Origin of the sequence: Fodinibius salipaludis (assembly GCF_002287075.1) — a bacterium.
GTDB lineage: Bacteria > Bacteroidota > Rhodothermia > Balneolales > Balneolaceae > Fodinibius > Fodinibius salipaludis.
The window spans coordinates 272,861-295,215 of sequence record NZ_NSKE01000006.1; the positions used below are offsets into that span (position 1 = coordinate 272,861).

The 22,355-nt window shown below is 38.3% G+C and carries 18 protein-coding genes; 1 reads left to right on the plus strand and 17 read right to left on the minus strand.

The window, feature by feature from the left end:
* Positions 1–90 precede the first annotated feature (90 nt).
* The 5 genes from CK503_RS10135 to CK503_RS10155 all read right to left on the minus strand — a co-directional run bounded on the left by CK503_RS10135 (position 91) and on the right by CK503_RS10155 (position 8,331).
* Positions 91–1,809 (minus strand): ABC transporter ATP-binding protein, encoded by a 1,719-nt coding sequence (locus CK503_RS10135; RefSeq protein WP_095606691.1) that lies wholly within the window; start codon positions 1,807–1,809, stop codon positions 91–93.
* 120 nt (positions 1,810–1,929) lie between these two features.
* Positions 1,930–2,457 carry a hypothetical protein gene (locus CK503_RS10140; protein WP_095606692.1) on the minus strand — a complete coding sequence of 176 codons (528 nt, stop codon included), beginning with the start codon at positions 2,455–2,457 and terminating at the stop codon, positions 1,930–1,932.
* 72 nt (positions 2,458–2,529) lie between these two features.
* Positions 2,530–4,875: a GumC family protein gene (locus tag CK503_RS10145; protein WP_095606693.1), complete on the minus strand. Its 2,346-nt coding sequence runs from the start codon at positions 4,873–4,875 to the stop codon at positions 2,530–2,532.
* Positions 4,876–4,928: 53 nt separating this feature from the next.
* Complete coding sequence (locus CK503_RS10150) at positions 4,929–6,812, minus strand: polysaccharide biosynthesis protein (RefSeq protein WP_176466283.1); 1,884 nt, start codon at positions 6,810–6,812, stop codon at positions 4,929–4,931.
* A 280-nt stretch (positions 6,813–7,092) separates the two neighbouring features.
* Positions 7,093–8,331, minus strand: coding sequence for a DegT/DnrJ/EryC1/StrS family aminotransferase (locus tag CK503_RS10155; protein ID WP_095606695.1), 1,239 nt, complete (start codon positions 8,329–8,331; stop codon positions 7,093–7,095).
* A gap of 599 nt (positions 8,332–8,930) precedes the next feature.
* Here CK503_RS10155 and CK503_RS10160 point away from each other — a divergent pair.
* The gene (locus CK503_RS10160; protein ID WP_095606696.1) at positions 8,931–9,662 is read left to right on the plus strand and encodes an outer membrane beta-barrel protein; all 732 of its coding nucleotides are present in this window, start codon (positions 8,931–8,933) and stop codon (positions 9,660–9,662) included.
* Between the two features lie 438 nt (positions 9,663–10,100).
* Here CK503_RS10160 and CK503_RS10165 read toward each other — a convergent pair whose 3' ends face one another.
* The 12 genes from CK503_RS10165 to CK503_RS10220 form a co-directional block, all read right to left on the minus strand.
* Positions 10,101–10,739 carry an acetyltransferase gene (locus CK503_RS10165; RefSeq protein WP_095606697.1) on the minus strand — a complete coding sequence of 213 codons (639 nt, stop codon included), beginning with the start codon at positions 10,737–10,739 and terminating at the stop codon, positions 10,101–10,103.
* On the minus strand, positions 10,739–11,359 hold the full coding sequence (locus CK503_RS10170) for a sugar transferase (protein WP_284697547.1): 621 nt from the start codon (positions 11,357–11,359) through the stop codon (positions 10,739–10,741). The genes CK503_RS10165 and CK503_RS10170 overlap by 1 nt, the downstream gene beginning before the upstream one ends.
* On the minus strand, positions 11,337–12,359 hold the full coding sequence (locus CK503_RS10175) for a sugar-transfer associated ATP-grasp domain-containing protein (protein WP_095606699.1): 1,023 nt from the start codon (positions 12,357–12,359) through the stop codon (positions 11,337–11,339). Before CK503_RS10175 ends, CK503_RS10170 begins: the two co-directional genes overlap by 23 nt.
* Positions 12,360–12,580: 221 nt before the next feature.
* A complete protein-coding gene (locus CK503_RS10180; protein ID WP_095606700.1) occupies positions 12,581–13,720 on the minus strand; it encodes a hypothetical protein in 1,140 nt (379 codons plus the stop codon).
* 15 nt (positions 13,721–13,735) lie between these two features.
* Positions 13,736–14,620, minus strand: a complete 885-nt coding sequence (locus CK503_RS10185; protein WP_095606701.1) for a polysaccharide deacetylase family protein — start codon at positions 14,618–14,620, stop codon at positions 13,736–13,738.
* On the minus strand, positions 14,617–15,825 hold the full coding sequence (locus CK503_RS10190) for a carboxylate--amine ligase (RefSeq protein ID WP_095606702.1): 1,209 nt from the start codon (positions 15,823–15,825) through the stop codon (positions 14,617–14,619). Before CK503_RS10190 ends, CK503_RS10185 begins: the two co-directional genes overlap by 4 nt.
* A 19-nt stretch (positions 15,826–15,844) precedes the next feature.
* Positions 15,845–16,636, minus strand: a complete 792-nt coding sequence (locus tag CK503_RS10195) for a formyltransferase family protein (RefSeq protein ID WP_095606703.1) — start codon at positions 16,634–16,636, stop codon at positions 15,845–15,847.
* Positions 16,629–17,831, minus strand: coding sequence for a glycosyltransferase family 4 protein (locus CK503_RS10200; RefSeq protein WP_095606704.1), 1,203 nt, complete (start codon positions 17,829–17,831; stop codon positions 16,629–16,631). Before CK503_RS10200 ends, CK503_RS10195 begins: the two co-directional genes overlap by 8 nt.
* A complete protein-coding gene (locus CK503_RS10205) occupies positions 17,797–19,044 on the minus strand; it encodes a glycosyltransferase (protein ID WP_095606705.1) in 1,248 nt (415 codons plus the stop codon). Before CK503_RS10205 ends, CK503_RS10200 begins: the two co-directional genes overlap by 35 nt.
* A gap of 28 nt (positions 19,045–19,072) precedes the next feature.
* Complete coding sequence (locus CK503_RS10210; RefSeq protein ID WP_095606706.1) at positions 19,073–19,798, minus strand: hypothetical protein; 726 nt, start codon at positions 19,796–19,798, stop codon at positions 19,073–19,075.
* Positions 19,799–19,844: 46 nt separating this feature from the next.
* Positions 19,845–20,942, minus strand: coding sequence for a glycosyltransferase family 4 protein (locus CK503_RS10215; protein ID WP_095606707.1), 1,098 nt, complete (start codon positions 20,940–20,942; stop codon positions 19,845–19,847).
* 71 nt (positions 20,943–21,013) lie between these two features.
* Entirely contained in the window at positions 21,014–21,610 is a 597-nt protein-coding gene (locus CK503_RS10220) for a sulfotransferase family 2 domain-containing protein (RefSeq protein WP_255233384.1), read from the minus strand.
* Positions 21,611–22,355 lie beyond the last annotated feature (745 nt).

Consider the following 22,355-nt stretch of genomic DNA (forward strand, 5'->3'; position numbering starts at 1 on the left):
GTGCTTATTTAGGCCTTTTTTATAAATTGTGAAAGAGTAAATATTACTCCCCCACACTAAATCTTACCCAATACTAATAGTCATCAGATTTTAGGCTTCAAGTGCCATCTCCCGAAATCTAATATTTGTATCTACCAGATCTTCATAGGTTCCCTCTTGTATGATTTTGCCTTCTTCCATGAAGTATAGCTTATCACAATTTTTAACGGTGGTAAGACGGTGAGCAATCATAATTAACGTTCGCTCCCCTTTCAATGACTCTATTGCCTCCGTTATCAATTTTTCCGTAATATTATCCAGTGCAGATGTGGCCTCATCCATTACCAATACATCGGGTTCATGGTATAAAGCACGGGCAATCCCCACCCGCTGGCGTTGTCCGCCGGATAACCGAGTGCCGTGTTCTCCAATTTCGGCATCCAACCCTTCGGGTAGCCCTTGCACCATGGTATCAAGCTGGGCAAGCTCAACCGCATTTTGAATTTTTTCTTCATCAATGTCATCTTTTGGTAATCCGAAAGCGATATTTGCACGTAGTGTCTCATCAGCCAAATAAATAGATTGCGGTATATAGCCGATATTTTTTTGCCATGCCGAGAGGTTGTTACTGATATCAGTACCATCAACAAGTATTTGTCCCTGCTTAGGATCAAGTAACCCCAAAATAAGGTCCACCATAGTCGTTTTGCCAGCCCCCGATGCTCCCACAAAAGCTATTGCCTGTCCCTTGGGAATTGTAATTGAAATATCGCTTAATGCCTCTATTTCACTGCCGGGATAAGAATAGCTCACATCATTTATCACAATTTCCTTTCTGAGCTGAAGCTTATGAGTACTGTCCCGATCCTTTACAAACTGAGTATTATGCTCAGAAAGCTCTTTGAGATCATTATAAATGGGGTCAAGTGACACAATATTATATCGCAACTGGGTGTACATCGTTACCAACTGTTGTACCGATGGCATAAGACGAACCGTGGCCATAGCAAAGAGTGTAAGTATGGGAATAATAGCCTCGATAGGCCGACCTTGCCATACCATTAAAACAGCAATAAGCAGCATTCCCAGTACGGCTGTTGTTTCTACCACCGGTCGGGGAATCTGCTGGATAAATCTCAGGTGGGCCATCAGACGGGTGCTTCGGTAAGCCTCGAAACGGAACTTTTCGATAAATTCATTTTCCCGATTTAGTACCCGCGCATCCTTTATTCCACCTAAACCCTGATTTACGGCTTTAATCATTTCCATTCGCCGGAGTTGCTCCTCTTCACCATACTCTTTCATTTTCTTTTTGTTGAGTGCAATAAAAGTACCTGCTCCAAATCCTGAAAGGGAAATTACGAGAAGGGTAATAAGCGGCTCCATGGTAAAAAGAAATATCAATATAGCCAGGGCAACAACACCCTCCCGGCCCATCTTTAAAATAGTGGTGATTACATTATTAGTTAATACATTGATCTCTTGACTGATATTCCGCAACAGTTCAGCAGTATTTCGGCGGAGATGAAATATATATGGCGCCTGCATATATGATCGCATCAACCTAAAGCAAATAGTATAGCGACGGTTAAAGATAAAGCGCGCTTCAAAGTAATTAAAAGTGATTATATAAGCTCCTTTAATAATAAAAATACCAACTAATGCTGATGATCCCCATATTAAAAGACCTTTAGAATCTGTAATATCGAGCATAGCCAACAGAGGTTGCAGCCATTCTACATCTAATACCCGATCGGGGTCGGCAACAATAGCTACGAAAGCGGGAATCATCCCGATTCCGGCTACCTCCAGTACTGCTGCTACAAGCATTAGTATAAAAAGTACAGAAAGTTTTATTGGGTCTCCTGCGGGCAGAACATAAAATATTTTTTTGAGCGTTTTATACACCTTTTGTCACCATAAAATGAGTTTAAATTATTGTATTTGTCATTAGTTTCCCCTGAGGTTTTCAAAAAGTAGAAATGAGGTAGCAATAACACTCACCACCGGGGCTACAACACCTACATAATCTGTAAACGAAGGTTTGCGCCTTACCTGCACGCTAACCAAGTCGTTATTCTGGAGATCAAACTCAAACATTTCAACGGGTTCCGGATCGTGATATCGATATCTGAAAAAAGCGACGTCAACTAATTTTCGATCTTCGTTATAGCGAGATACTTTAATTTCGATCTGCGTTTTTGACCAATCGATATTTGAATCCCTCCCGCGCAGCTGCGTATATCCGAAACTATACGATATCAGCTCTGGAAGAGTAGTTTCCTCAGGTATAATATATCGACCCGAACTCCCCACATCCCCCCAAACATTAACAGAGTCGGCCAGTTGCCCAATTTCCGCTACACGAATATACCGGTCCCCCATCCCTTCTTCGAGCTGTAGCTGCGCTTGTACAATAAGTGGAGAACAAACTCCTATAATCGTAAGAAGTGTTATATAGATAAGATTTCGTTTCATAATAGGTTGATAAAGGTGAACAAATAATGGTAATAGTCTTAGTTGATATACTTTTAAATGGCTTTCTTTCGGTTATTCCACATACGCCTCGTAATTACTGTACAATGATTGATAATATCCCGGCCCATAGAAATTGGATGTTTCCTTACTGGGGTCAAACCCATTCAGGACAACATTTACAACATTGGCCTGGATTTGCTCCAACTCCTCAAGAGTTCGCACCAACATACCTTTGTTTGTTTTTCGATATTTTGCTACTACAACCGTTGCCTCAGCCCCTTTCAGTATTGAGGCTGAGTCGCTGATAATACCGAAGGGAGGAGTATCCAGAATAATCACATCATACATTTTTTCCAGCTTCTTGAGAAGTTGTTTGAAAAGCATGCTGCTGCCCAAAATCTCGGGCGTTTCTGTATTTTTACCGGCAAGTATAACCTTCAGATTTTTTTGATCCGTATCCCGAATAAGTCGTTCAAGAGCAAGTTGCCCGTCGAGATAATCTGATAATCCCTTTTGGGCATTAATTCCAAAATAATTGCCAAGCTTGGGACGTCGGAAATCAGTCCCAATTATTAAGGTATGGTATCCCTCCTCGGCAAAAGCAATGCCCAAGTTGGAAACAATCGTCGATTTCCCATCTCCTTTTTCTGCACTGGTAACCGCAATGGTTTTGGGAGGCGTATCTCCATTTTGATAGATAATATTGTTTTTGAGCCGCCTAATAGCTTCTGAAGCAAGACTTGAACGATCTTGCAGCAACACTATTTCTGAAGGAATTTTACCCGCCCCTACAGTATATTTCTTTCGTTTCCGTCTCGATACTTTCTCAAATTTGGGGACAACGGTTACAGAGGGTAAATACATAGTTTTGAGTTGCCCTACATTACTAACACTGTTATCACCAAATTCTCTTATGAAAATAAATCCGGCTGAAAGCACTCCGCCGAGCATGATACCCAGCAGCAGCAGTATCTTTTTGTTGGGACTTACCGGGGTACTCGGTAGCTGACCAGAATCAATAATACGACCAAACCCAAATTGAGACTGTTTCCAAACCGACATATCCGCAAATTTCTTGGATATAGACATATAAAGTTCTTCATTTAATTGGACGTCACGCTTAAGTTTGGCCAACCTTACCATGCCTTCGGGGAGCGAGTTCATATCACCCTCCATTTCATTTTTATACTGAAGAAGGGCCTTTTTTTGTGATTGATTCTGATTTTGCTGGATTCGAAGCTCCATCAGTTTAGCCTGTATATTGGATACCATCTCCGCACGGTCTTCACTATCCATTCCCATAAATTCTTCATCTTTAGTGAATAGCTGATCGGAAAGGGTTTTAATCTCTTTTTTCAACCGCGCTATTTGTTTGTCTAAATATTGAAGTCGCTGTGGAAGCGGTTCTCTTTCTAATACCCCTGGATTCTTTGAAATGATAAGCGTACGCTCCCTTTCAAAACGAGCCAGATCTTCTTGTGCTTTTCTAATTTTTGGACCGACTGCATCTGTAAATTGATCCGAAAGGCCTGGCTTAATTCTTTCAAGTTGACTTTCATAGTTTTCAATGGTCTTTTCTATGGTCTGTAATTCCAAATTTATGCGCTGCAGTTCGAGTTCAGTATCAGTACCCTGCTTAATCATTCCGCTGGCTTGCTCATTAACCTGAACAATGCCTGTTTCGTCCATAAACTGCTTAAGCTTTTGTTCAGATTCTTCAAGCTTTTGCTTTACCTCTGCCTTCTCTTTTTCCAGAAATTGTGCCGTAGATGTTGCAGCCTCCCTATTTTGTTTTGTTGAATTTTCTACATAAGCCTGCATTGCAAGATTAACAATTTTTGTAGCCTCAACAGGCGAAGTACTTTGAAACCTTACTTCAACTACATCTGACTTTCGTTCTTCGGGTTGCATAAAGTTCAGATTCTTTCGAATCCGTGAAGCCACTACATTTTCTCCAGCCTTATATACCTCTCCATTTTCTTCTTCCATCCACATGATCGGAAACTCTTCAACATTTTCCAGATCTTCAGAAAATAGCTCTGTGGCTATTTTTTCAGCAAAGGTTCTGGAACGAAGTACCTGTAGCTCATTTTCAAGCGTAGAACTGGTGCCGAAACCCGTTGTCTGAGATATTATTTGTGACAACTCATTGTTGGCTTCTCCTCCTGCCGGACTTATTAAAAGCGAACCCTTGCTTTCATATACTGGATCAATAGTATCGGCATAAAACCAAGCTCCCGTGGCACCGGCAATCAGAAAAAACATTACCAGCCACTTATATCGTAAAAGGAGCCCTATAATTTTTTGAGGATCAAGTCCATTATTTGTCTGAGATGGCTCAGAATAATGAGGAACATAATCGAATTTTGCCAGCCCCTTTTGTGGCTGATCATCATTTTTTTGAAGTGAATCGGACATTGCTATTACTCTGTGTTAAAATATTTAAACCATATTAATTAATGCTGCTGATGCTAACCTATTAGTAATGATTCATCAGGCTTTTTTGCTCGTTTCAGGATGGGTTCTTTCTTGGATTCGTTATAAGTGTAAGTGGGTACTAAAATTTTCAGGAGCGATCGTAGAGATTCTGAATCCTCATCATCTTCAAGCAAAGTAAAAAGCTGATTAATTCTTGATTCCAATACTGAAGACGATAACTTACTGCTGCAAACAGCTTTATAAATCTCTTCATGTTCTGTTTCAGTTACACCTTCCTCGGAATTCAAAAGTTCTTCGAACAATTTTTCGCCGGGTCGCAGCCCTGTAATCTTTATCTGGATATCTCTGTACGGAATCAACCCATGCAACCGGATAAGGTCTTTAGCCATATCCAATATTTTTACGGGTTCTCCCATATCAAGCACAAACACTTCGCCCCCACTCCCCATCGATCCAGCCTGCATAACCAGCAGCACGGCTTCGGGAATAGTCATAAAATACCTCATCATTTCAGGATCTGTAACTGTTATAGGGCCGCCGTTCTTAATCTGATCAATAAATATCGGTACTACTGATCCGCGGGATCCCAGCACATTTCCAAAACGCACCGAAATAAACTTGGTAGTACAAGTCCCGTTATAGGCCATACAAACTTCTTCTGCCACACGCTTGGTTGCTCCCATAACATTAGCCGGGTTTACAGCCTTATCGGTAGAAACCATGATAAATTTATTCACCTCATGTTTACATGCCAGTGAGGCCAACAATCGGGTACCCCCAATATTTACTTTTACCGCCTCTTCAGGAAAGCTCTCCATCATAGGTACATGCTTATATGCTGCCGCATGGAAAATAATACTGGGCTTATAATGACCGAGTATTTTATCAATCTTCTGCTTGTCAGTAACACTTGCGACGCAAGGAATTACGTTGGCATCTGTTTTTTTGAATTCATTTTCGATATAAAACAATTCCGTCTCGTCAATATCCAGAGCAATCAATTTATCCGGCTTAAGATTAGCACATTGCCGCACCAGTTCACCCCCGATCGATCCACCTGCTCCGGTAATAAGTACTGTTTTATCGGTTATACTCGCTTTGATAGTTTGTAAATCAATATTTACCGGCTTACGACCCAAAATATCCTCAATACTTACCTCACGGATATGTTCAACCCCAACCGGATTATCCGTCAACGAATGGAAAGAAGGCAGTACTTTAATATCCATTTCCGGACGTATTTCCTTAACCTTATCAATAATTACTTTTAAATCTTTCTTTGGATATTGTGGAAAAGCTACGATAAGTTGATCAACAGGATTGTTCTTAATGTATTCAATCATCGCTTTTTTACCACCCAAAATACGAACGCCATGTAGCAACAGACCAGGAGTCACCCGGTCATCAAAAATACCATGCACCGATATATTCCAGTGATCATTAGTTAGTATATCACGAAGTATCTGCTCTCCCTCATTTTCGCCCCCAAATATTATGGCGTGTTTGTTCTTTCCTTTCTGTGATTTAATTATCCCATAGTACATCCGCTTGCTGATTCTAAAACCACCCACGGTAATAACTCCGTTTGTCAGCACAAGGGCCGTAAAAGTGGCCTCATAACTCCCCATGCCAATAAAATAGTGAGCAAGGCCAAGGGATATTCCACCTCCAACTGTAATCCCGAGCACAAGTCTGCCCAAGTCATTCAAACTTGTATATCGCCAATTGACCATATACATTTTGAAAAACATTAGAGCTATCAGTACCGACCCAACAATAATAGTAGTATGGGCAATTGGAAAGGGCTTTTCTGCGATACTAAGTGATGATAAAATCGAATAAATTATGATAGCAGAGAATAACAGCGATAGCGTATCTCCAATAAAAAGGAATATCCCTCTTGTGAATCTGTTCATATATTTTTTACTATTTTGATAAAATCCATTTTTCATACCTATCCCTCCTATTAACTCTTTGATGTCTTGCACGTTAAAGAGTAAGTACAATAGTTATGCCAATTTGTATTTTTTGTTCAAACATTATAGCCGTAGGCAAAAAGCATTTACAGTTTTATTATAACCCCCCTTTGAAAACAAAATCGACTTAAGAAAAGCAATAAAGAAAAACATACCACAACTCCCAGCCCAGAATAAATGTGTTATTTTTATCATTTGTCGAGTAATTATTACGCGAGATTTAGAACCCTGATAGCCTGTCTTTTTTTAGATAATGAAGGTTTTTAGGCTGTAGTACTTTTGATATAGCCTCAACAACACGACTTCGGTCAGCATCCGTTAAATTACTCCCCGAAGGTAGGCAAAGTCCATACTCAAATAACCAATCAGAGACTCCGGCACCATAGTGGGGATATTCTTTATAGAGCGGCTGCTGGTGCATCGGTTTCCAAAGCGGACGACATTCAATATTCTCTTTTTCCAGTGCCACTCTTATTTCTTCGGCCTTAACACCACCGGTCTCATCCGGTTTTATGAGAACCGTAGTCAACCATCGATTACTGAAATAGCCCTCGGGTTCCGGTAAGAAATAAATACCTGAGTTTGAAGTATCATTAACCTGCCACTCGGAATCCAACGAATCGTGTTCAAGCCAGGAACCCTGCAGTGCATCAAAGTAAAAATTAAAATTTTTTCTTCGTGCTGCTATTCTATCATCCAAAACTTTCATCTGTCCACGTCCAATGCCTGCCAAAACATTGCTCATTCTATAGTTATACCCCAGCTCAGAATGTTCATAATGAGGAGCATCATCACGAGCCTGTGTTGCCAAAAAACGAGCTTTTTCGATAAGTTCTTGCTGATCGCTCAACAAGGCACCACCGCCCGAAGTGGTTATAATTTTGTTGCCGTTAAACGACAGCACTGAAAGCAACCCAAAGGTACCACATTGTTGTCCGTCAATTGATGATCCCAAAGCCTCGGCCGCATCCTCAATAACAGGGATATCGTATTTCTCTGAAATCCTTATAATCGCCTCCATCTTAGCTGGCATTCCATATAAATCTACAACGATAATAGCCTTGGGTTTCCCTTTTTTCTGGATGCGATCCCATATTGCTTTCTCCAGTAATTCGGGGTCCATGTTCCAGGTCTCTGCTTCAGAATCCACAAAAACCGGCGTCGCCCCCTGATATAAAATCGGGTTGGCAGAAGCAGTAAACGTCATCGACTGACAAATGACCTCGTCGCCAGATTCAACACCACACAACATTAAAGCCAAGTGCAATGCAGCAGTACCGGAGGTTACAACAGCAGCATGTTCTATACCCGTAAAATCCTGCAATTCTGTTTCAAATCCATCTACGTTCGCACCCAGCGGAGCAATCCAGTTTTTTTCAAATGCATCATGGACATAATACAACTCATCACCCCCCATATGGGGAGAAGATAGATAAATACGAGTATTGGCATTATTCATATATCACGTTTTAAAATATCACATTGGTAAACCACCAACTGTTACTATGTGAAGTACAGTGATACAATAGTTATGCCAACTCTAAATACTATCAGTATAGCCCTCCCAATAAGACCAGAGCTCCTTCCAAATCAATGAATAGTTACTATTCTAATAAAATCGGGCAAATAAAATTAAGAGCCTTAAGTGTTACTTTTATGCAGATATGTGAGTAAAATTTACTTGTGAATTCACTTTTTTATACTAATCTGGCACTCTCTCTTCTTATTAAGGTTAATTCACTCTTATTCTCTATCTCTCCCAATTAATACTAACTCTTATTGATTTTTACTAATCTATCCGTCAACAACAGGTAGTCATTCCTCACAGGTAAAGCTTAACCAAAAGACAATAAAATCTGATCATTAGAATAATTTTGGACCTATTATTGCATAATCTAACTATCTAAACAAATTGCAGCTGAAGGGAGGTCGATCTTGTTGGTAGATCAAAGCTATAGAAATTTACCAAGAGAATATCTCTTTTAATCAAACACAAAATCTGTTTGGCGGCTATGCTGATTGAAAAATCAACCTACATTTTAACTTCGCAAAACAACAATGCGTAATATCCGAATCTTATCTATTCTCGCAACTATAACATTTTTTATCATACCCGGTATTTTCAATGCCACAAAAGCCCAATCTATTGATTGGGGCATCACCGGGGGAATGTCTGTAAGTTCACACCTCAATAATTTTTCGTACATAGAAGATGATATAAACCTACAATTAAAGCCCGATTTTACTGTGGGATACAATGTTGGTTTTGTCGCCCGAACCAAGCTTTCCCGAATAGTGCGACTACAAGCCGAACCGTCACTGATTCTCCTTGGCGCCAAATATGATGATACCTTCACACTTCGAGGTACGGTATTTCAGACAGAAAGCAGAACAGCCCTCACCTACCTTCAACTCCCGCTGTTGCTACAACTCACCACAGCACCCAAAGAACAAACGATATATGGCCGTAAAAGAGCCAAAACGACCTTTCATCTAAGTGGAGGTCTTTATAGCGCGTATCTATTGAATGCCGAATTTAAAGGAACAAACACGGGGGCTCCAGTAGGAATTCAGTTTGAAGGGGAATTCTCTAATGATGTGGCACCACAATTTTCTACATTCGATGCCGGAGCTGTTTTCGGATTCGGATTTGAGCACGGTCACTATCGCAAACTGGGATTTGAAACTCGTGCCATGTTATCCGCCATAAATTCCGGTGATGATCCCAATAATCCTTCTTTTGAATACCGCAATATGGCTGTCACATTTTCTATTTATTTTCTGTGGTAGATAACAACAAAACTTCTAAAGTTATTCCAACAACACAATTCTTTGTAGGCTTTCCTGAAATTTGACTGTTTGAAAGTAGAGAAAACTACTTGAGCCCCTCCTGCCGCTATACTTGAGGTAAAAGCAACATGACACATATTAATTTCAGTAATTTTAGGGAACTCCCGAATATCTTCTCGTAATCAACCGTAAATATGCTGATTAATTCACACTCAAACTGATTGCAATAGTCTTCAAAGCCTGCTTCAAAAGCTCCACAAGTTCTGGCTCATTAATTTATCGACCGAACGATGTATTGCCGGTAACTCAGGGGGGGGGCAACATTTGCCATAATATAATTCACACGCTCAGCATGAGTCCTTCGCTCTAATTCACCAATCAAAATAGAGTATTTTGCAGGTTATATTTCAGTTCAGTATATGCTTAGTAGGCATTAATTTATTTACTTTTATTTAGCAATTTAGCTGGTATACCTACTACGGTCGATTCAGCTTTTACATCCGAAATGACCATTGCCTGTCCTCCAACAATACTATTTGAGCCAATGCATGTACCTTGTAAAGTAGATGCCCCTATACCTATATCTGTTCCCTCCTCTACTATGGAATGCCCTCCCGTATTTACTCCTGGAGCAAAACTGGAATAGCGTCCAACAAAAGTATGATGACCAAGTGAACAATTCATATTAATACAAACAAAGTCATTTATTTCCGAACCATAATTAATTGTTGTGCCCGGATAAATAATACATCCTTTTCCTATTGATACCCCCTTTGATATCCATGCTTTTGGGTGTATAAGTGTTGGAAATTTAAGCGTCTGGTTAACGGATAGTAATTCTATTATCTTTCGTTTAAGTTTTGGAAAAGCTATGCCTATCAACACATTGGCATTTTTGAGTTTCAATAAATCTTTTACAGTTCCAAGCACCTCAATTCCAAACTGTGTTTTTCCAACTTTTTGAAGATCGTCATCAAAAAATCCGGCAACTTTATATTCATCGGAATACCCAACAATATTATGAGCGATATGTCCGCCTACACTGCCAGCCCCAACAATAAAAAGTTCTTTCTTCATTAATTATCACCATCAAATGGCTGCATAGGACGTATTTCTGATTGATTCACTCCCTCCCGCTGCAACACTTTTAATATTGTTAACCCTACTATCTTTAAATCTAACAAAAATGATTGATGTTTTACATAATAAAGGTCATGCTCAAACTTTTGGGTCCAACTAATAGAGTTTCGTCCATTCACCTGGGCCCAGCCCGTTATACCCGGTTTAACGTCATGCCGGTGATGCTGCCGCTTAGAATAAAGAGGCAAATATTTAGGTAACAGCGGACGCGGACCGATTAAACTCATTTCTCCTTTCAATACATTTATAAGCTGCGGCAGTTCATCCAGCGATAAGTGTCTTATCCACTCTCCAAAACGGGTGAGGCGTTCCATATCGGGAAGCAAATTTCCCTCCTGATCTTTTTCATCAGTCATCGTCTTAAACTTGATGATCTCAAAAACTTTTTCCTTGTATCCAATACGCTGCTGATAAAAAAAAACCTTGCCCTTATTTTGAAGAAGCAATACCAGTGAGATACCCAAAAAAACGGGCGATATCATCACAAAAATTGCCAATGTGCCAATAATATCTCCAATCCTTTTTATGTAGCGTTTATAAACCATGACTATGGGCATAATCTTTTAACATCGACTTTAACCCCCTTTTAACCGGAAGCTGCCAAAGTAATTTGCACCAATCATGGTTCCCTTCAATAAGTCCCGGCCCTTTATTTGTAATGACCACATCCCACCCAATAGATCTATTTTGCGGATGCCGTAATGCTGCCTCTTTTACCATTTGGAGTGTTTTCTTCCAAAATGGAATCTGGAATCCCGGTATTTCTACATTCGTAACGGGATGGTCATTCTGATCAGGCTTGGTAATATCACTGTATACCCCCGGCCCGCTAACAATACCTGTATCCTCATCAATAGGCGCCGCCATATTTCCGGCCGCCATATTATCAACAGGCGAATTTACTGAGATTCGCAAACGACAACCCAAAATATCAACTCCTCCCTCCTCATTGAGTTGTGTAATAATCCGCACCGTATTTACCGCTGATGATGATAGCTGATTCATTTTGGTATGCTGAACTATAAACTCCTCCACTAGCCCCAAATCATGATCTTCCATAAATTCAATCATCCCAAACCGGTCAAACTCACTGCTATTTTTAATTACAACCTGTGCCCCACATTTGCCATCTGCTGGCTTAAATACCACCTTACCCGAGGAATTATTTAGGATTTGTTCGGCTTTATCAGAATTCTGCCGAAGATCAGCAATACTTGCAACGGTATGCCCAAAGAAATTTTCGTATTGCTTATAAAAGAGTGTTTTATCATCAAGAATATGACGATGGTTTTTGGGATTCATCGCTAATTGATACTCATACATATAACCGGTTCCCGCCCACAACGCTCGTTCTTCTTTTGGAAGATCATAAAAACGGAACTGAAAATACTCCAGAATAGAGATGTTATACTCAAAGACTGAAGTAATGATATCTTTAATAATTGATGACTTCCTTTGCCCCTCTTGTTTTGAAATGTAATTGAGAAATATGTTAAACTTATCACGGTCTAACTCTTTTAAATAATAGCCAAGATATAAACTTCTTTTCACTTTCATTTTATGTAGGTCAGTTATAAATCAGATCCCCACACTTATTATCTACAATACCTATGCCATTCTTATTAGTTATCAAGAATTCAAAGGCATAAATGAGTTTTAGGCTGGTTTTGTTCTCTCTGACTTTTCCTTCAGATCAAAAACGCAAAAGTTAAAATAGAAAAGCGTTAATTTTATTCACGTATTAAGTAAAAAATACTCAACTACAAAAATTATTAAGTTTATTTCTTAGTCTCTAATATTAAATCTCCCAATTCATTTGCAGCTATAAATTCTACATCAGGCCAGCGTTCCGTAATCTTCTTTAATAACTCACTTAAAGCGTTAATACCCTTTTCTCTATTTTTCTCATCAATATGGCCACAAAAATTAACCCGATGCGAACTAATAATAGCGGGACGATTCCATCGAAAAGCCGCTTCAATTTGTTTAAGTGTATATTTTACCCAATCCACGCCTCTATCATCTGTAGGTTCAAAAACAACATTACGCACCATTGACAAGAGGCTGGCGGCCATTTCTTTACCAGTGTAGTTAAATTTTCTTTTGTATTTACCGTGCCCTTGATGCTCATTTGCAATCATGGCAGTATCGATAAAAGTTATCCCCTCCCTTTTCAAGGTCTTATATAAAACGGGATGAGCATTATAAACAGGAGGGGTGAAATTTCGGGCACGATAACCAAAAACCTTTTCAAACTGATCAAGACCGTCTTCAATAATCCAATGAAGACGGTCATTCTCTTCAAATGACCAAAAATCTAAAGCTGCCATCGGAGAAATAGTCTCGTAACTATTACCCGTAATACTAGTGAAGGATCTATTTTGCAGGCAGGTCATCAAATCATGATCCTTTACTAAAAGTTTTTCATTGAATACTTTCAAATTAAGATGCTCTCTACCGTGAAACTGCGGCACCAATAGACCTTTCTCAATGCCCTCTTGCCATAATTCCCATGTCCCGCCGTATGCAGTTACATCTAATGCAGATAATTTTTGGAATGTTTGCGGTAGGCGTTCGTAGTGATACTCTTCATATCCGGTTTCCGCTACCTTGTCAAAGTTAATATTGCAAGGAAGCGCATATGCAGTAAAAACAGCAGAGTTCCCGTGTTTATCCTTTACGGATGTCAACACCTTAAAAAGAGATTCAAGATCTGTTCTGGTTTCAAGGGCATCAAATTTATCAAACCGGTTATGAGCCGGCAGTCCCGCCTGATCCAACTTTTCTCTGGCTTCTTTTGAATGTAACCGAACATTCCCGTAGTCATCGACGGCAAATACAACAATCTTTCGCTTTGTTCGCCAGCCGACCAAGTTTTTGGCGTTTAAAAGAAAGTCATTTTTAAAATCTCTCATCATAGGAGTTAGCCAAATCTAAAATACCTTAGTACCTGTTATCTGGTGATCATTGTTAACTAAATTAATGACCGTGCCGAATTCATAATTTTGCAATAGTCGTGCCAGCTTGGGATATACCGATTTTCGGTTAAACCACATTGATTTCATTTTATACCTTGTTAGCAGATCTACCTTGTTCAGTTGGTCAAAATAGTAGTCTGGATAATCTTGAGTATCCAGTTCATAGGGATGCATATACAGGACCACAGGTCGTTCCTTTTGGATTTTTTCAAAAGCTGCCCTGGTTAAAGCGTAGGGAAAGAGCCTCAAATATCCTCCTCCACAAACTGGTATATCTTTCCAAAATACTTTTACAGTAGATAACGGTACTTCTATGAGATTCATGCCGGAGGGAGTTTTAAGTTCATGGATGTCTTTCGGAAAACCTGACCAACCATAACGCATACCACTACCCGGCATAATACTACTGTCATACTTAAAGCCTGCTTCGGCAATAACGTCCAGTCCCCACTCGGTTTTAGGTGTAATTGAGAAAGCAGGTGCTCTATGGCCAAAAACTTCATGGCCTGTAAGATCCTCAATCAGCTTTTTGGCTTTTGTAAGCTCCTCAAAAGCCTGCTTACGTGTCATCCTAAAAAACTGATAATGGTTATAGCCGTGAACGCCTAACTCGTGTCCCTCTTGGGCAATTTTTTTTACAAGTTGGGGGAACTTTTCAGCAACCTGCCCCAAAACAAAAAAAGTACCTTGCGTTTGATATCGAGCCAGCAGATCCAAAATTTTCTCCGTTAAACTAACAACTCTATCAGTTTGTCTTGACTCAACGGAAAAAATATCTCGCATGGCAATACTGATGCCATCTTCTACATCTACCGTAAATGCTGCCTTTGTAGGTTTCAAGATGTTTTGACTTTACTTTTTAGTTTTGAGTTAGTTTGAACCCCAAGTTTCTTGTTTAGCAAATCCAAATTAGCATATTTCATAATGTATCCTAATATAAATCCAATTAGGGGAGCAGGATCATCCATCCGAAAAGATTGATAGTGCACCTTTCTACCAAAAAATTGTGAAAAACCAGGGTAGGTAATGCGCTTTTGTTCCCATGAAGAAAACAAGAACCATAGTACATCAAGAAGCAAATTCCTCATGACTATGTCCTCTTCATGACTGGAATATTTGGCCAACTTTTTTCCCTCTGCCAAACTCAATAACATTTTTGCTAAGTCAATACCAGCCATAAATGCTATTTTTGCCGTTGCACCAATCCGAGGATTGATTTCAATTACCTTTGGCATACCATCTCTTGGATCAAATACAAAATCGATGTTAGCTACACCTACCCAATTTAGAGTTTTGAGTAATTTTTCAACGATTAAAACCACCGCAGGGTGGTCCACCAAAAAGTTACAACTGCTGGTTCCACCGCTCACTGGAAAAAATCGAGTTTTTTCTGAGACTACACAGGCTTTTAGATCACTATTTTCGTCACAAAACGCTTCAACCGTAAATTGTTTTTTATTAGGGATATACTCCTGAATTAGTAATTTGCCGTGTTTTTCTTTCAATTCAGGAAGTTGCTCAAATAAGCTCTCCTGATCTTCTAAAATCGTAAATCCGACGGCCCCAACTCCCTTCCTGGGTTTCAAAACAAGAGGAAACTTTAGATTCATTTTGTAATCATCATCTTCTAATTCGTCGACAGCATAAGAAACTGGACATGGTATATTATGCTCCATACACAGTTTCATGGTTAAATATTTATCAGCCGCTACAGAATAAATTGGATAATCGGGAACAGTGGTTTGAACATATTGTTCTATTTCCGATTTGTGACTGGCTAACAAAGCAGAACTGGCATCACTTAGTCCCAAGACTAAATCATATTTTTCGACTTTAACATGTTCCAACAGCTGTTGGTAATACTGTTCTTCGTTCCCTGTAACTGTACACCAAACAATACGTTTATTGGCATATCGGGAGAAATAACCAGAACAAAGTTTACTTGGACATACCAATGTAACCCAATGGCCTCCTTTATAAAAAGAACGCATCAATGGCAGACATTGACTTGAGTTTCCATCCAGTATGAGAATCTTTTTAGACATTATAGAAATCCAGATTATTTTACTTATTCGTTTTCTTGCTTAATCTTTTCTGTAATTCTTTGCGTTGTTTTTTAGTTGGCCATGAAAAGTATGATCTCTTACTAAAATCTTGCTCTCTTGGCACAAATTCCGGATCAGCAATTAAATCCAAAGCTTCCACCAGCATGTCTGGAACTATGTTATTGTACCATGTTGTGAGTGAATCCAAATCATCATTGAAAAGTACCTCTTTTTCTTTCTGCAGGATTATTTTACCAGCATCAATCTTCTCACTCACCGTATGGACTGTTGCTCCAATCGTGTCCTCCCCATGATATAAAGCCCAAAATATTGCATCTAAGCCTGCATATGCAGGCAACAATGAACGGTGAACATTAATGACATAACTTTTAGCCGTTTTTAAAATATTTGGTTTTATAATAGGTGCCCCCGCTAAAACAATCACATCCGGTTTCTTCTTTTCTAAGACCAATTCTACATCTTGTCCATTAATGTTGTCCACTTCGTGGTATGCAATTCCTCGAGAATGTAACTTTTTTTCGAAACTCACCTCTTTGTTAAGTTGCTTCAATTTTATTTTAACAAGCTCAACCAACCTTGATTTGAGAAAAGAAAAACTAAATTTCCCAAACAGATCCATATAAAACTTTATTGAAGTGGCGCGTCTGGCAAACCTTTTCTCCAGTATGACTCCAGAAAGATTATGGTTACTTTTTTCAAGTAAACCCAACACGGCATTGATCGATTGGGGCCTATCTGTCATTCCAATCAAAAAAACATCAAATGTTTTATGTAGTCTATTATTATTCAAAATGCTTTACAATTGTTTGGTATGAATGAGTGACCTCATATTTCTCGTTTAATAACTGCCAGGCTTGCTGCCCCATCTTTTTTACTACCTGTTTATCTTCACATAACCTTTCTATAGCACTTCTAAAACTTTTATAATCACCATGGATCGTAGTTATTCCAGCTTCGTATTCTTCTACTATTTCACCGATGTCCGTTTCTCCATTTACGGCACATAATACAGCCATTTTATTTTCAAGATAGGATAACAATCGGGAAGGAAATTGCGGATAGGTGTATTTACTGTCTAATAAAATAAGCCCAACATCACAGGTAGTAATTAATGCTTTATACTCTTCTTCTGGCAAGTAACTGTATAACAGAGCATTTGGAGGATTTTCTTTATCAAAAACCTTTTTGAGTTTTGAATAATAAGTTCCTGCCCCTCCAATCATAAAAAAAGCTTTTTTATAGTCTTTCATCTTCAAAATAGTTTCACTGAGGTAATCTAGCCCATGCCCCAATCCAAGATTCCCACTAAAAAGAAACACAGTTGCATCATTAGGTATACCGTACTTTTCCCTGATGGAAATAGAACTATTTTTTTTGATACCATTGCCATTTAAGGAAATAGAATTGGGACATACCTCTAGTTTCCCAGCTTCTAAATAGGGGTGCTGATTAAGTATAAAATCCACCCCCTTGGGAGACATACAACCGATTACATCAGCAGCTTTATATAATCTCCTTTCATGCTTTCTGAAATAGTTATAAATCCATCCATGTTTTTTTATCAGTCCCATATCCGCAAAACCATAAGGCCATATATCTTTTAACAATAAATAAAGTGCACAATTATATTCTTCTTTGAGATCTTTCATTAGCCTTGAAAGTGTAATAGGAGGTGTATTAAATAGAATCAGATCAAAAGATTCATTGCCAAAATGTTTTTTAATTCCTCTTCTAAATTGCCATCCCAGAAGTAATAATGACAGACTTTTTTCAATTGGATGGGTCTTGGCAATATTACCCGTCTTGATCCGTAACACCTTTACCCCTTTTTCAATAGTGTAACCTGCCGACTTTTTGTTCCTTCTAGGTCTATTCGTAATCACACAAACATTGTGCCCCTCTTCTATAAACTTGTGGATCAAGTCAGAATAAATATTGCTCTGCCCTTTTTCAGGCCATGCGATTGTTATGAATAATATATTCATGCTCCTCAATTTTAGATCTATAAAGATTAAGATAGTCCTTGTACCTATCCTCCTTGTTAAATAACTGCATACATCTTTCCCGACAGTAATCACTATTTATTTTTAGGTCATTCTTAAAATATTTTTGTATTGAATTATATAACTCATCTGTATTTGACTTTTCTACAACCCATCCTGTTTTCCCATCTATGGCCTCAGGACTCCCACCCGTATTAAACGTTACGACTGGAGTTCCACAGGCCAGTGCCTCAAGATTGGTTGTCGGAAAATTGTCTACAAGTGTTGGATTGACAAACAGATCTGCCACACTGTAAAAAGATACCAGTTCGTCAATATCTTCGGTGCGGGGAACAGCTATTATATTTTCCGGAAGCTCATGGTTCGAATCCCCGGAAAGGCCTATCAAAATAATTCTAAAATCATCATTAAGTCGTTTAGCCAGCTCAACGAAGTATTTCAACCCTTTTCTTCTATCCCAAACACTGGCAACCCCAAGTAATACTTTTTTTCCAGTCAGCTTATATTGCATCATAATATCCTTGGTATTCACAGGATGAAATTGCTCCAAATCGATACCATTATGTATTACTTCAACCGGGTATTCCGACAAAAACGACTGTTCCACCAGGTTGGCCAGCCAGTGGCTGGGTGTAACAATGGTTAGGTTATCCACCCCATTGAACAGTTCTCTTTTTTGATGAAAGTTTTTCTTAGAATTATCCAGGAACCAACTGGCCGGGTATTTATCCGATAATGGACAGTCGTAACACTCTGTTTTCCACTTCTCACAGGACACATAATCAAAAAAACTGCAATGCCCTGTAAACGGCCAGCAGTCGTGAAGCGTCCAAACCACTGGTTTCTGTATCTCTTTCAAATAGTTAAACAGCAGTTCAATATTCAGATAATACCCGTGGAGATTGTGGAGGCCTATAACATCAGGATTAATCTCTTTGACCCTCTCAAGAAAACGTTGTGTAGCTTGCGTTGATCCGAAGCCATGACGGTCAAAAATACGGGTTTTGAGGCCATGCATATACACATCCATCTTACTTCCTATGCGGATAAGCTTGGAAGAACTTCCCGCAGGTCCTAAACTTTTATATGCAATATAGCTTTCATGTCCGTACTGTTGCAGGGTCTGCCCTATCTCTTCAGCTATCCTGCCAGTACTTGTGGTATTAACCGTTGTATTTATTTGGAGAATTTTCATTATACCTTTAATGACCAAAGACTATGCTTTACTCAGAAAGTAAATCATAACTAATTAACTCGTTATAGATGGTTTCCGCCATACTGTATGAAGGAGAATTGAGTACTTTATTTAAATATTCTGTTTTGAATCTTGCTCTATTTTCATTCGGTAAACTCGAGGCATGGGATTCCTTTTGAGCTTCCTTCTTTTGCATCATTTCCTTGTAGTCACTTAGCATCTCTGTCAAAGAATCATCTAATTGTACTTCGAAGCCAAGTTCTTCAGCAATTTTTTTTGTTAATAAAACTTCGTTTTCAATAGATGTTTCAAATCTAATAACATTTATCTTCCTAATATTCTTTTTTACAAATAGGTAATAGTTGTAATATGAAACTAAAAGCATTTCAAAAAGATCACGGTCAGGTGATACATCATTTCCTACGACTTTCCTGTATAGATTGGATATTATTGCATCTTCTGGTCTGCGAACCATAACAAAGATTGGCAATTTTAATATAAGAGCTATTTTCAATCCTGATATAACATGTAAATGACTTGCAAAAGATTTATTTAGATAGACTTTACTAAATAAGGCAGCAAAAAAAGTATTCCCAGATCGTGGATACCCATCAAAGTAAAAATCGTCATTCTTTGTTGGCAAACGGACATAATCCCCTCTCCACTTTCTCACACTATGAAACCATATCTTGTAAAGTAAAACGTTACTGGAAACCAGATGCTTAAACCAACTTAAAAATCTTCTGTATTCCATCGTATGATGTATGTTTGTTAACTGTCCTATCATGTATATCAATTACCTATTCCTTAATATTCTGAGCGTCCGTAATGAAGGAATAAAATTTCTCTGCTATAGTAGCAATCTGGAATTTCTGAATTTTTTTTCGAGATATATCTCCCATTCTTTTTCTGAGTTCAGGATTATTTATCAAAAGCTTTAATTTTTCGCAATATTTAAGATCATTATAAAGCGGAATTAGGTATCCATTTTTTCCATCATCTATTAAGTCAGATGGACCTGCAACACAGTCATATGAAATGACCGGTAAACCTGCAGACATCGCCTCCCCAACAACATTTGGAAAACCCTCAGAGCTGGAGGTAAAGGCAAATATTTTACTCTTTTTGTAATATGGTTCGATATCAGAAACAGTACCGGTAAATTCAACAACTTCTTTCATATCCAACTTTCTGACCAGCTTTTTAAGCCTTTTCATTCCCTTCTGCTTTAATGCATCTCCTCCTACAATGACTAATTTCCACCCTTCCGGGGATATCTCCTTAAACATTTTAATTAACCGGTCTTGGTGTTTTGTCTTAATTAGTCTCCCTACTGTCAAAACTATATTTTCTTTCTGTGTTGATTCTCCATTCGAAGAAACCTGATATATAGGGTTTCCAATTACTCTGATATTTTTATTCAAATGTTGATCAGCATAAATCTCTTTGGCTCTTGATGTTTGGGCAATGACTCCATTAGCCCTCGGGTATAACCACTTTCTCAGTACATCTTGTATCTTACCAAGGGATTTATCCGGCTTACACCGGTCCGAAATAAAAATTGGAATATCTACCCCAAGCAAAGCAAGAAGTACAAAATTATTCCAGTATTCCCCAAAACTTAGTATCGTCTCCGGTTGAATATTTTTGATCCTTCTCCGCAAAAAATATAGTGTTTTTAATGTGTTGATAAACCGTCGGTCATCCGTAAAAACAAATGATGGTCGGTGAATAATTATATTTTCAGGTATCGAGAAAAAAATTGGCCGACTTTTCCCGTAAAGAATTAAATGGACTTCTACCCCTCTCTTTTCTACAAAGTATTTAGCAAGCTCTGCCATAACTCTCTCCATACCACCCGACTGTAATGATGGAATGATGAGTCCTATCCTATTCATGCTTCATTTTTTTATTGAACCTTTCAGTTCGCAATCTATCTTTGTACTTGTCATACAACTCTATATCCTCTTTAACTTTTTTTTCTATATAGTTTTTCATGCCATTTATTAGTAAAAAAGTTCTCTACTGTTGAGTGTCTAGAACTGTTTTTAACAGGGACACTAACATTTTCTAAGGGTATTCCCAGAAGGTTACATATTGATGAAAGATCCTTATTCATATTTTCAGTCTTTCCTACCAAATCAATTAATTCTTGCCCATTTTTGTCAAAAAAGTAATCTACGAGTTTTTTATTCGGCTTCAGGATAGACCACATAATAAAAGGTAAAATTTTAGTTATCAGGACATTTAATTGAGCCATAAAATTTCTGATAAAATAATGCGACCTAAGAGTGTTTCCATTCTTATAAAAATGGTACCCTGACACACTTCTGGCATATGGATCCCTTATAAAAGTAAAAACGGTGTATTTATCATATTCATCCCCCATTATTTTCATTAATTTCCAAGTTTTAACATATTCATCAATTTTTATACGTTTTGCTTTAATGGTGATCCAGTTTAACACAGAACTATCATCATTTTCTTGTAAGAAACTTTGTATTGCCGTTGTTCCTGTCTTGGGTATTGAAATAAAAATATACTTGTGTTTTTCTGAGATTAACATTCTTAATCAACTTATTTTCTTGGTCTAAAAGGGTATTGTTGCAACTTTTTATTAATATGATACAACATCTATGCCAATCTTTTTTTAGTAAGAAATGCCGGATTCTTTGCAAAAGAAGAGGAATAGTCAAAGCACGGTTTGCAGATTAAAACAATCTGTAAAGTTTTCTGTTTTATAAAATAGAGGTTGAGTAAAAATTACTCTTGAAACGGTATTATTTAGCTCTGTTAAATTTTAGAAAAATGGGGAAGCCTACACCTACACTTACAAGTAGCTCTATTTGATTTACCAGGATGATAAGGGGTAGTAAGGTCTTGTGGAGGTTCTTTAACAGATGAGTTGCCAGATATATTAAACCATTCCATACTGGACATATTCTCAATTTCTGAATGATTTCACCTTTCAACTAATTCTATATAACATTCAGGCAGGTAAGTTTCGTCAGGTTTCCGATTCCCCAGCCGGAATATTGGCCCAGCTGTTGTTGCCCGTGGATTAAGCCGAAATTGCCTCTCGACAACTCCGGCTTATGCTTAGTAAAGTAGATAGATTTCGCAAACCTACCTATAAGTTATTCCTTATAGTGATATGTCTGTATCAGAAGGTAGGTTATTCATGGCAGAAGTACAGTTTCCTGAAAAGTCATTATTACCCAACCATACAATGCCAATTCTATTATTATCTATACTATTCCAAAAAGCACACGGAATAGACCCGCTTATATTATTATCGTTTAGATAAATCG

Bases quoted from the DNA above. Each gene is read 5' to 3' on its own strand.
- CK503_RS10135 (WP_095606691.1), bottom strand. From the start codon at position 1,809: ATGCTTGTAGCAGCAGTACTGGAGGTAGCCGGAATCGGGATGATTCCC.
- CK503_RS10140 (WP_095606692.1), bottom strand. From the start codon at position 2,457: ATGAAACGAAATCTTATCTATATAACACTTCTTACGATTATAGGAGTT.
- CK503_RS10145 (WP_095606693.1), bottom strand. From the start codon at position 4,875: ATGTCCGATTCACTTCAAAAAAATGATGATCAGCCACAAAAGGGGCTG.
- CK503_RS10150 (WP_176466283.1), bottom strand. From the start codon at position 6,812: ATGAACAGATTCACAAGAGGGATATTCCTTTTTATTGGAGATACGCTA.
- CK503_RS10155 (WP_095606695.1), bottom strand. From the start codon at position 8,331: ATGAATAATGCCAATACTCGTATTTATCTATCTTCTCCCCATATGGGG.
- CK503_RS10160 (WP_095606696.1), top strand. From the start codon at position 8,931: ATGCGTAATATCCGAATCTTATCTATTCTCGCAACTATAACATTTTTT.
- CK503_RS10165 (WP_095606697.1), bottom strand. From the start codon at position 10,739: ATGAAGAAAGAACTTTTTATTGTTGGGGCTGGCAGTGTAGGCGGACAT.
- CK503_RS10170 (WP_284697547.1), bottom strand. From the start codon at position 11,359: ATGCCCATAGTCATGGTTTATAAACGCTACATAAAAAGGATTGGAGAT.
- CK503_RS10175 (WP_095606699.1), bottom strand. From the start codon at position 12,359: ATGAAAGTGAAAAGAAGTTTATATCTTGGCTATTATTTAAAAGAGTTA.
- CK503_RS10180 (WP_095606700.1), bottom strand. From the start codon at position 13,720: ATGATGAGAGATTTTAAAAATGACTTTCTTTTAAACGCCAAAAACTTG.
- CK503_RS10190 (WP_095606702.1), bottom strand. From the start codon at position 15,825: ATGTCTAAAAAGATTCTCATACTGGATGGAAACTCAAGTCAATGTCTG.
- CK503_RS10200 (WP_095606704.1), bottom strand. From the start codon at position 17,831: ATGAATATATTATTCATAACAATCGCATGGCCTGAAAAAGGGCAGAGC.
- CK503_RS10205 (WP_095606705.1), bottom strand. From the start codon at position 19,044: ATGAAAATTCTCCAAATAAATACAACGGTTAATACCACAAGTACTGGC.
- CK503_RS10210 (WP_095606706.1), bottom strand. From the start codon at position 19,798: ATGGAATACAGAAGATTTTTAAGTTGGTTTAAGCATCTGGTTTCCAGT.
- CK503_RS10215 (WP_095606707.1), bottom strand. From the start codon at position 20,942: ATGAATAGGATAGGACTCATCATTCCATCATTACAGTCGGGTGGTATG.
- CK503_RS10220 (WP_255233384.1), bottom strand. From the start codon at position 21,610: ATGTTAATCTCAGAAAAACACAAGTATATTTTTATTTCAATACCCAAG.